This window comes from Candidatus Aquicultor sp., assembly GCF_054640775.1.
In genome coordinates this window covers 1-12,177 of sequence record NZ_JBTSLF010000082.1, presented here as the reverse complement: position 1 = coordinate 12,177, position 12,177 = coordinate 1, and the positions used below count along the sequence as shown (strand labels likewise).

Annotated in this window: 1 protein-coding gene; it reads left to right on the top strand. The window is 37.6% G+C overall.

Annotated features, from left to right (window positions below; genetic code table 11):
- On the top strand, positions 1–12,177 hold a 12,177-nt coding region (locus ACYC56_RS08115; RefSeq protein ID WP_461373677.1), incomplete at both ends, for an ADP-ribosyltransferase-containing protein.

The following is a 12,177-nucleotide window of genomic DNA, read 5'->3' as shown; positions in this document are numbered from 1 at the left end:
CAAACTCCCACCAAGCCGACTTCACTTATAAATACACAAAAAGAGAAAGTTAAGAAAGAAATAGATTCTGATCTACAAGACTTTATGGATAGTCTTGGAGTAAGTAACGATACGGATATTGTTAGCGAAGAGAAAGCGGAATTCTCGAAACAACTAACATCAGAACAACTTGCAAAGGGGACTAAGTTAGTTACTTCCAGAATTGAAAACGGATTATATAAGTTTGATGAAATTGTAAAAGAACTTGAAAGTAAGATTGGCAACAATGTGAAAATGTTGATTGATCCTCTTAAACAAGCTTACGGTGCTTATGCGGCTGCGGCAAGTGATGAGATTGCCGACAAGATGGATGAACTAAAGACGGTCCGGAAGTATCAGTATGGAGAAACCAAACCGAAAAAATCGAGAGAGAAAACGGATTTCATTGATCGGATTACAAAAGAAATTTTGAACGATCAGAATGTCAAAGATACCGTAGAATACGGTGATGAGCAGAATAGTCTTATTTCTATCGAACAGAAAATCAAAAAATTTGCTACTAATATTACATTAGATCGTGAGTTAGAGGATCCTCGGGAATACGTTGAAGATTATAACGAACTATTAAATGATAAAACAAATGTTCCAAAACTAGCTAAAGAACTTTACAATAAAACTATTGAGAATCAGAAAGCAAGTAGGCCGGTTAAAAAAGAAAAAGAGACTACAGAGAAAGTAGTTAATCCACCGATAAACACTACGGATAAGACTAAACCTAAATATCAAGTAGGAACGAGAGTAAAAATATTAGATGCAACTTGGGATAATATAAAAGGTCGTACTGGTGAAATTATAAAAGCAGATACTTCTACTCATACTACCTGGATGTATGGGCAAGGGGAATCTCCGAAAGAATATCAGCACCATTACGATGTGAAAACCGATAATGGTTTGATCCACATGGCAAGTGAAAAAGAGATTGAACCGATTGAAACGCCGGAAGATAAAAATGCGGTCCCGGATATTCTTATCAAGGAAAAGAATAAATGGACTAAAGATTTTCAAAAAGAAGAGTATGTAACTCCGGAAGTTCTAGTAAGAAAAATTAAATATGCAAAAGAAGAAGAAACAAAGTTTCGTGAACGAGCAAATAGAGCAAGGAAACCGGATGTAATTAAAACGCACACTAAAGAAGCTGACCTCAATAAAGAGAATTATGAATATTTTGAAACCGAGTTAGATAAGTGGATTGAAAAATATCCTCAAGAAGCTGAAAGATTACATATAACCTTGGGCAAAATGAAAGTTCCGGTTACTCCGAATATCCATATAGTAAGTATGCCGACAGTTACAAATGCAACTTCTTCCGTTACAAATGTAACCAACAAAGGAATAACTGTTAGAAAGAATGAAGCGCAAAACGGTGTAGAAATTAAGTTTGATAGTAAACCTCATCCGGATGTGATAAATAAATTGAAGCATAATGGATTTAGATGGAGCGTAAGAAATCATGTTTGGTATTCCAAGTTCTCCGATTCAAAAATGAAGTGGGCGCAAACTGAATTTGGCGGTGGCGGAACTGAAAAATTGGATGATGGCCATACCTTAATGCAGCCCAGCGATAAATCTGCAGACGAAAGAATTAGTAGAGATTTTGGCGCAAGTGCTTTCAAGGAAGGATTGAAAAGAGTACCGGCTTTAGATACCGAGTTTATGGGTTATCTTGAATCTCATCATCTTAAAATTGGTGAGGGCGGTTCTCAATTATTGGATGCGTGGTTAAAAGGTTGGGATGATGCAAATTCGGTTAAACCGGTTGAAGAAAGGATAAGAGAATCGGCGGGAGATATAACGCATGATCAAAAATTCTCTAAACCAGCAGAGACACAAATTGTAAAATCAAAAGCACCGGCGACTACTTACGGAAAGAACTTTGAAGCAATCCAAAAAGTTATTCCCGGCCTCTTGGATATGAAAGCCGGTGATGTTACAAAGCTTTATGCCGATGGGGATAAGGATAGTTACGATGATGAAACCGGCGGAATGATGCCTTTATCCGTGGATGTTCTTAGCAACGGTCCAAGATTTATGAATATTGCTATTGCTCATAATTATATTCAGAATGGTGATGTTATGGCCGATCCGGATATGGAATTGAAGATAGATAAAGAGAATGGATTTATCGAAGCATTACACTTCCAGCAGGATAATATGGGAATTTACAGAGAGGTTTATCCAAGCGGAGGGCAAGTAAATCTTAAAGAGAAAAATGATCAGAATAAATTTCTTACTCAATGGTTAAAGAATCTTGAAGAGCAAAAATATAGTAAAGCAGATGATTCATTGACAACAGCCGAAGAAAATGGTAAGTTAAACACAAATGAAGAGGCCGAGAATGGTACACAGTCTAGCATCAACAGTCCAAATGGTGAAGGTCTATTGGCAGACGATGGACCGGAAAAAGTACAAGGAACTAACGGCGGCGGGAAATCTCCAAAGCGAAGCGGTAGCATACGCAAAGATGATGATGAGAGAGGCGAAGAAACTGATACCGGAACTGGAACCAACGGCGGGAGGGCAAGCGGAACTTCTGGCGTGGGAGAGGGTGAGAGGGGACTTTCTACCAATGTAGGAAACTTTAAGCATACAACTAAAACTCTAAAAGAATTTGAATCATTATTTGGTTCTCCTACCGATAAATATAAAGCAAACATAACTGCAATCGAATTATTAAAGAAAATTACTTCTGAAAAACGTCCAGCTACATTTGAAGAGCAAGCGATTCTTTCCAGGTATACCGGATGGGGTGGATTAAAATCTGTATTTACTGAAAAGGACAAACGACATAGTGAAGTGAAAAACCTTCTTACTCCCGAACAATATAAATTTGCAAGGGCTTCTATTCTAAACGCTCACTACACAGCACCGGATATAGTAAAAGGAATTTACTCACTCGTTAAACATCTTGGATTTTCTTCTGGAAATATGGTCGAACCTTCAATGGGCAGCGGATTATTTTTCTCTCTCATGCCGGATGATGTAAAACCAACAAAACTTTTGGGAATCGAATTAGATGAAATTTCTGCCGGTATTTCTAAACTGTTATATCCAGATACAAATATTGAGCATAAAGGATTTCAAGAAGTTTATCTGCCGAAAGATAGTGTGGATCTATTCATTTCTAATGTGCCTTACGGCCAAAATCAAGTAATTGATAAAATTGACAAAAATAAATATTACGGTAAAGTTAGATTATCAGTTCATAATTTCTTCTTTGCAAAATCAATCGAGAAAACCAAACCAGGCGGCCTTATAGTTTATCTTACTTCCAGATATACGATGGATAGTGTTGATAAAAATTTCCGCGAATTTATGGCCAAAGATGCCGAACTTATTGGCGCTATAAGACTTCCTTCATCAACCTTCAAAGGAATTGCCAATACGGAAGTCGTGGCGGATTTAATTGTGCTTCGTAAGAAGCGCGGTGAAAATGCGAATAAGAATGTAGCTTGGATGAAAACAGTCCCGCTTGAGTATGATAATAATAAGAACGAATACTTTGTTGAACATCCGGAAATGATTATTGGTAAAGAAGAAATGGTCGGCTCGATGAATAAAGAGAATGATTATACGGTTACTCTTCCTTATGATCAGATTGTCAAAAAACTTCAAGAAGCAATACAAAAATTCCCTAAAAATGTAGTCGGGCTTGATAGCAAAGGGTTAGATGGTGAATTAGATAATTTACTCGATGGTATGGACCTGGATGTATTTGGGGAAGAAAAGATTGAATTCGGTCAAATGAAACCGGAAGATAAATTCACAAAAATTATAGCCACGTTTGCCGATGGCGGAATAGTAAAGTTCGCGGATATTGTCGCAAAGCTGCGTGAAAAAGTCGGCGATAAAGTTGACGGAATGACTAAGCAGTTAAAAGAAGCATACGACAATTATTATAAACCGAAACCGGAAAATTCAACAGATGTTTCAAATATCAAGAACAAAGGATTCGTATTAGTCGATTTCAAACCTTACCAAAGGATTGGGGACGATTTAGTAGAAGTAAAAGTTAGCAAAGATGATTTTATAAGATTGAGAGATTTTATTGAACTGAAAGAAAACTATAACAGACTTATCGAATTAGAGACTTCTGAACCGGATGGTTCCGCTTTGCTAGAGAATATCAGAAAAGCAACGGATAGAGCATACGATAGATTTGTGATGAAGCATAAACATTTGCACTCTTCCAAAAATTACAAGTTGCTCGATACCGATCCAGATTTTTATAAACTGTTGGGGGTCGAAAATGTTGTAAAAGAAAAAGGCATTATCACCGGCCATACAAAAGCTGAAATATTGAAACATAGAGTATTAGCTTCAAATGAAAGGCCGAAAGTAGCTAAAGATGCGAAAGATGCTTTATTGATTTCTCTTAATGAACTTAATGAAGTTAACATTCCAAGAATAGCTGAACTTCTTAATTCCGATGAAAAATCAGTTATTAACGAACTTAAAAAAGAATCATTGATTTATAAATTTCACGAAGAATATTTAACTGCAGACGATTATTTAAGTGGTGATGTTGTTTCTAAATTGGAAGAAGCAAAAGAACTTGCTAAAACTAATCACGATTATGATGTCAATGTAGCTGCATTAAAAGCTAACCAGCCGGAACGCAAATACTATATGGATTTCTCAAGTTATATTCGCTTGGGTTTATCTTACGTCCCGGATCAGGTATATATGGACTTTTTCAAAGAAGTTTTCGGCGGAAAAGTAAAAGTAAAATTTAGCCAAGGTTCGGGTAAGTTTTTAGTTACCGAGAGGAATTCAAGTAATACAAAAATCAGTAATGAATTTGCCGTTAGGGGTGATGATGCTTATACGTTCTTTGACCATGCTTTTAGCGGTACTTTCCCTAAGTATTGGGATAAAATGAGAGACGGTTCCTCGGAGTTGGATGTTGATTCAACTAATCAAGCGGCTATGTTGATTAAACAAATGCACCAATTATTTAAGGGATATATTGACGGCAACGAAGCTGCTCAAAAAAGCATTGAAGAGCATTTCAATAGTAAATTCAATCGAATGAGATCAAGGGGCTACGATGGTACTCACCTCACATTCCCAGGATTAGCGAAAAAATTAAACGGTAGAGATTTTGAGCTTTATCCTCATCAAAAGAATGGAGTTTACAGAGTATTGCAGCCAAGAAATAGTTTGCTCGCTCACACTATGGGCGCGGGTAAAACGGCTACAATTATTATTGCTACAATGGAATCTAAGAGACTTGGACTAAAGAAGAAAACAATTATATCGGTCCCTAAGTCGGTGTTATCGCAATTCCCGCATGAATTTGCTGAACTTTATCCAAATGCAAGGATATTATCTCCAACTGAAAACGATTTCAAACCGAAGGGTAGAAAAGAATTTATTGCAAAGATTAGATCCGGTGATTGGGATGCGGTAATTATTTCTCATGGTAATTTGAAAATGATACCTCTTTCAAATGAAGCGATGGCGAATTTTTATCGTTCAGCTATGGAAGAGTTTGACGAGGTAATAGATGAATTGGAAGCCGAAAGTGATGGCAGCAGAAGCGCATTACAAGAAATAAAAAGGATGTTGAAACAAAAAGAAAATTATGAAGCAAAGTTAACGCAAATAGCAAATGCAAGTAAAACCGAGGACGTTTTGAATTTTGATGATCTTGGAGTAGATCAACTTATTGTAGATGAAGCCCATTTGTTCAAGAATTTATATCTTCCAACAAAGCACGGAAGTGTAAAGGGTATTGGAAAATCTATTTCGGGCAGAGCCGTTGACCTTGCAACAAAAACAGATTTTATAAGAAAGAAATTTGGTTACGGCATTGTGTTCTCAACTGGTACGCCGGTTGCTAATGCGCTTACTGAATTTGTGGTTATGCAAAGATATTTGCAGCCCGAAACATTAAAAGATTTGGGCGTTTATAATCTTGATTCCTGGCTTGCTACTTATGGCGCGATAAATAATGATATTGAAGTAAGTGTTGCCGGTAAGGTAAAAGAACAAACAAGATTAAGGAACATTGAGAACCTTAGACAATTAATGCCGATTTATACAGAGATTGCGGATATAGTTACTGAATCAGATTTAGCGAAAGTTGCAAAAGTCCCTAAGTTAAAAGACGGTAAGAGAACTGTTATAGAACTTCCGATGAGCGAAGATTATATAAATTTTGTTCGCGCACTTGCATATAGGGCCGAGAATTTGCCGAAAGATAAACGTGAAGATAATATGCTCAAGATTTCAGGTGAGGGCCGGAGAGCATCGGTTGATATGCGCTTAGTAGGCGGGAAAGATTTACCGGGTAGTAAAATAAATACAACTGTTGAAGTTGTTTACGATTATTGGAATGAAACTAAAGCAGAAAAATCTACACAGCTTATCAGACTTGATATGGGTACGCCGGGCGGTGCTGGATTCGATCTTTATTCTGATATTCGGAGAAAGTTAGTCGCAAAAGGAGTACCGAAAGAAGAAATCAAGTTTATCCATGAATTCCCGAAAACGGCTGACCGCGAAAGATTATTCAACATGGTTAATAATGGTACGGTCCGGGTAGTTATCGGCTCAACTGATCTTGTGGGAATCGGTGTAAACATGCAAAGGTTACTCGGAAAATTATGGCATGTAGATTTTCCTTATCGTCCCGATCAATTACTTCAAGCAGAGAAAAGAATTTTAAGGCCGGGCAATACACATGACGAAGTAGAAATTGGTGTACTTCTAAATAAAGCCGGTAACGGTGAGCAGGTATATCCTTTCGATGCGTACCAATGGCAATTATTGCAGAACAAAGAAATTGCTTACGAAGGATCAATGAATAAGAACCCTAACGTAGATACTATTGATGATAGTTCTGCCGAAGCGTTATCTATGGCTGAATTAAAAGCACTTGCTACTAATAACCTCGGATTGATGGAACTTGTAAGACTACGCGGTGAAAGATCATTCCAGGAGAGTTTATACAGACAATATTTGAAGAAGAGAGCCAACGACCAGGACATTTTAGCGCATATACCGAATAGAATTAAAATGGATGAAGAGCAATTAATAAGTTATAAAAAAGACGTAAAGAATTTTGCGGAGAAAGCCGAAGATGTTACGATAACACTTTGGGAAAATGGCAACAAGGATAAAGCAAAAGATTATAAAGAAGAACAGAAAAAAGAATTCGTGGAAGATGTTAAAAAATTATTTGAGAGTTTGAATTGGGTTGGTTCGGATAGAAATATTCCCATTGGTGAAATCAACGGAAAATTTACTTTGATGGCGAATAGGAGTGTAACTACTTCGCATGGTTCCGAAGGATTTTTCGATCAGGTCCGTTATGATGCTCATATCGTTTCAAAAGAAACCGGCGATAGTTTTTATGCTTACAAATTATCTAATGATATACCGGGCCTAAACTTTACGAAATTTGTAGTAGTTGGCCAAGGACTTCAAGAAAAGATTGCCGAGATACCAGGTGAAATTGAAAAGCTGAAAAAGCAAGCTATGGATTTAGAAAAAATACTTAGCAGACCTTTTGAGAATGAAAAGAAGTTAAGCGAAATTCAAGAACGATTACGAGAACTTGAAACCTCTATTGGCGCAAGGGATAATAAAGAAGTCGCCGAAGATCCAAACGAAGGTAAAGATGAGGATGAGGATGAAGAAACGGATTTTATTGCCGAGGAGAAAGCGGAGTTTGGTGAACAAAAACAAACTGATACTGCGGAGTTTAAGAAGTGGTTCGGAGATTCAAAGGTAGTTGATGAAAACGGAAAGCCGCTAAAGGTTTATCATGGGACCCGCGCTAAATTCTCCGAGTTCGATAAAGAAAAATCAGGTGGCCTAATATTCTTTACAAATGGTCAAAAAGCGGCTGGTGTTTACGCTAAGACATCTTTGGGCAGGGGCAAGAAAGAGATCCTCCCAGTTTATCTTAGAATGGAAAATCCAAGAACAATTGACTATAAACAAAGCGGAGATAATTCTATACATGAAGATGCAGAGGAAGCCGAAAGCGAGGGTTATGACGGTTTAATAGCGTTGAATTCTGATGATGGCAGAATGATAATTGACCAATATGTAGTATTCAACCCAAACCAAATAAAATCTGCAATCGGTAACGATGGTAGTTTCGATCCTAACGATCCGAGTATTCTTTCCGAAAACAAACCATCATTTGACCGGAATGAATTACAGAAACTTCAAGATTATCAAAGGCATTTGCAACTTGCATTAAAGCAATATCCTCCCGGAAGTCCGGAAGCGTTAAAAGTTATTAGAGAACTTGGAAAGATTAATAAGGATCTTGATAAATATACCGAGGGCGGAGATTTAAGTTTATTCGGAAAAGACTTGAGTTTGTTCGGCGGTGATGTTATTTTAGATCGTAATAAGAAAGAGATGGAGAATAAGTTTGGCAAGCACAATGCGGATGACACAAGAAGCAAGATCGAAAATGATTTTAGAAACGAAAAACTTGAAAGTGTCCCGGAAGGAAATGGGGCGGATGTATCGCAAGATTCTATTGGACCACAAGAGGGCATTGATACGCCTCGCAATGGAGGAAAGGGAATTAGCAAAGGAAGCGTTCTTCTCTCCGAAGTTACTCTTCCAACCGGCAACATCGAGAGAACAGATCCGGTGGGCGTGCCTAAGAGCGAAAAAGCAAAGACTGTCCGAGATGAATGGAAAGAAACAGGTTCGGTAAGTTTCTCCGGCAGGCAATTATCTAGCGACTACATACAAGATATTGGCGATTTATACCACATCAACAGAAATCCTTTCACGGAATCTTTTACCTTCCAAGGCCTTGACGATAATAATAGAATTGTTGGAACCGTTATAATTAACTCAAACGCTTCTGATCATGTTATTGTCGGAAATTCAGATGTTCTTAAAGCATTAAAATATTTACATGATAAGGGCACAACAAAGATATTCCCTATCCATAATCATCCATCTGGAATTGTGGATCCTTCTACTAACGATTTTGAAAGGGTGGAAGGTATTGACCGTTTAACAAAACTATTTGCTAAAACATATAAAGCAAATATAAAAGTAGATAGCGCCGTAATTATAAACGGTGATAAATTCTCTCATTGGAAACCGGGCGGAACTTCTGCACAATACAAACCTTATATCAATCCTACAATCCATCCTAACCAAGAATGGTACGATAAACATTTTAACGTGGATAGTCCAAGAGCAAGAACTTTTGAAGATGCGGCCAATCTTGCAGCTGGATTAAAATACGGCGATGGAATGGCGCTCGTTATGTCTTACGATTCGCAATTAAGATTAAGGGGGTCTGAACTTGTGCCTGTTAGTGAATTAGAAAAATCTCCTGAATCTGTTGTAAGAACTATTGAGGGTATATTAAAGAGGACTGGCGGATCGGGAGTCGTCTTTGTCAAAGATGCTGCTGACGTAAAAAATATACCGGGCGGGGCTATTCCGGAATTACACTCCCAATATTCAAAAAAGATTTATTATCTAACCATAGAAACAGACAAGAACAATCCTCCCATCCGGCCCAAACAGATTGACGAATATATACCGAAATGGGATAGGGGTGAATCTGATGTAACCGTATCTGAAGAGAAAGAGAAATTTGATACTACCGGCGGAATGTTAAAAACCTTAGTAGTAAGTGAAAGTGAAGTCCAGGTCGTTTCCGAAAACATACTCAACTTTGCAAAGAACCATGAAGCCGGTAAAAGATTGGGGCTTTACAAAGGTGTATCGAGTCGGGCCAGGGAATCCTATCTTAACTTAGCTTACAATGAATTACTTACAGCGCCAGTTTGGTTTTTCGATAAACATCCTGAACTGGTTAAGATTTGGAATGTAATTGATAAGAACTTTGTCCGTGATATTAATGAGGATATTGCCGAGTTAACCGAGGACTTATGGAAGAAAGGCGAACCTTACAGAAAACTTCCAAAAGCCGAGAAAGATTTAGTTCTAAACGCATTTGACAAATATATCCAAGACCTTTATGATCAAAGGAAATACACCGGGTATAGTTCAAGAATGAGTTACGATCAATTTAATCAACAGTATGGTTTGAGAAACGAAGCTAAAGATTTCATGCTGAATGTTTATAAACCTATGCGCGAAAAGATGATTGATTTACTTGAGGAAAAAGATTTTTATTTAATCGTGAATACCAACATTAACAAAAATCCATTCTTGGAAGGGATTGAAGAAATAAAGGGTTCTCAAAACAAAAAAGATTTCATCGAAAATGCTAAGGAAGAATTCTTCAATGCCGATCCGGATGCCGAAGATATATTCAACCAAATGTTAGCCAATCAGACCGATAAGAATAATCTTGATGAAGTTCAGGCCTTAAATGATGCTTGGGCCGCAAATGTAGTCTTACGGCAAAATATTGGTGCTGAATTAGTTGAAAAGAAATATGAACCGTGGAGAAATAAAGTTGAGATCCCTACAAGTCGGTTGGATCATAAATTCTATGTCGGTGCATATATGCCGATTTCTGAAATGGATCAACTGGTTTACGGGATAAAGATTCCTACAGAGAAATATTTTGGAACTGCGGAGGATGAAGTCGGGGCCGAAAAAATTAAAAAGATGTTGCTCGATAAAGGATTTGAAGAAGATAAAATTTCTGTTGGAAATTTCAAAAAGTTGAGAGAAAACATACTCGATAACAGTTTGACCGAAGAGGACGTAATTGATTTATTTAACAATACCAATGTTGATCTCAATAGTGATATTGCTCAAAAACTGTTAAAGAACATTCAGGCGAAGGGATTTGAAAGACACTTCATCCCTAAGCAATATATTCCAGGTTTCAAGTTTACTAACGAAAACTTTGAAAAAACCATTTACAGACATATTAATGGATTGCCGAATTATACTCATAAGATAATTGGCATGAACGAAATGCAGAAAGAAATGGGCCGGTTAAAAGAAAAGGGAATATTAAAAGACGGATCGAATGAAGATAAGTATATCAAACATTTAAGAAACCAAATGGATGCAACTGGTGTGGATGGTCTGTCTGCCGTTAGAGCGGCGGCTTCTACAATCTACCTTAGTTTAAGGCCTGCTTATCTAGTACAGCAGATTCTTCAACCATTTAACACGACAATCCCATATCTGCCGGTTATCGAAAAAGAACTTAGAATACCCAAGGGAAGTGCGGAAAAAGCATTTGCCGATTCGCTTGCAGTCGCACCTTATTATTATATCTGGAAAACAATCAATAAATTATATGATGTTATCGGGCATAAATTAGATTCCAGTTTCGGATTAGAACCGGAATTTATAGACATTATGAAGAGAATGGAGCGGCAAGGAGTCGCTAAACCTCTTCGTTCTATGGAAATGTTGGGTGAACAAGTAGACCCGAAAAAACATTACAGTAAAAATCTTTACAGCGGTTATGATATTGGCAAATTCAATGTAGGTGTTTATCCTTTGCTAAAATTAGTATCTATCCCAGGAGTTATGGCCGAGGATTTAACTAGAACGGTTGGAATCAGGGCGCTTTATTTGATGGGTAAGAAAGCCGGATTAAGCGGTTCTAAATTTGAACAATTTATCTCAACAAGTATCGCCAAGATGTACGGACCTCCATCGGGCAGACAAAGTAAACCTCCGGGATATAATGTAGTAAGCAAAATGGGGTTTAATAATGATAACTTTGCAACAAAATTTTCAAGATCGGTATTAAGTTCAATGACTATCTTTAAGAACTTCGCATTTATGAATTATGGCCAATGGGGAAGATTATGGAGAGATTTACGGAAGAATGAAAGCGCAAGAGGGTTCGTTTACGCTGCGGCTGGCGGAGTCGGACTATCTGGATTAAGAATGTTAATGTGGGTTTCTACCGCTCTTCTTTTCCTCAAGGGGATATACGCGTTGTTTGATATTCCTCAAGAACCAGAAGAGGACATGAAAAATCTTCTTAAAAATGCCGATAAGGTTCTACCTGGCGCTGGTGATGCTTTATACAAAGGTTTAGGTTACGCAAATGGAATAGATTTAAGCAATCTATTCTCTCAACAAGCACCATTCATAAGTGAGGATATAGCGTTCAAAGGTGATGTAGGAAGTGCCGTAGGTGGTGTCCCGGTAGCCGTTGCCAAGGACGCAGTAAAAGCATTTTCCGAATTAGACCCCATG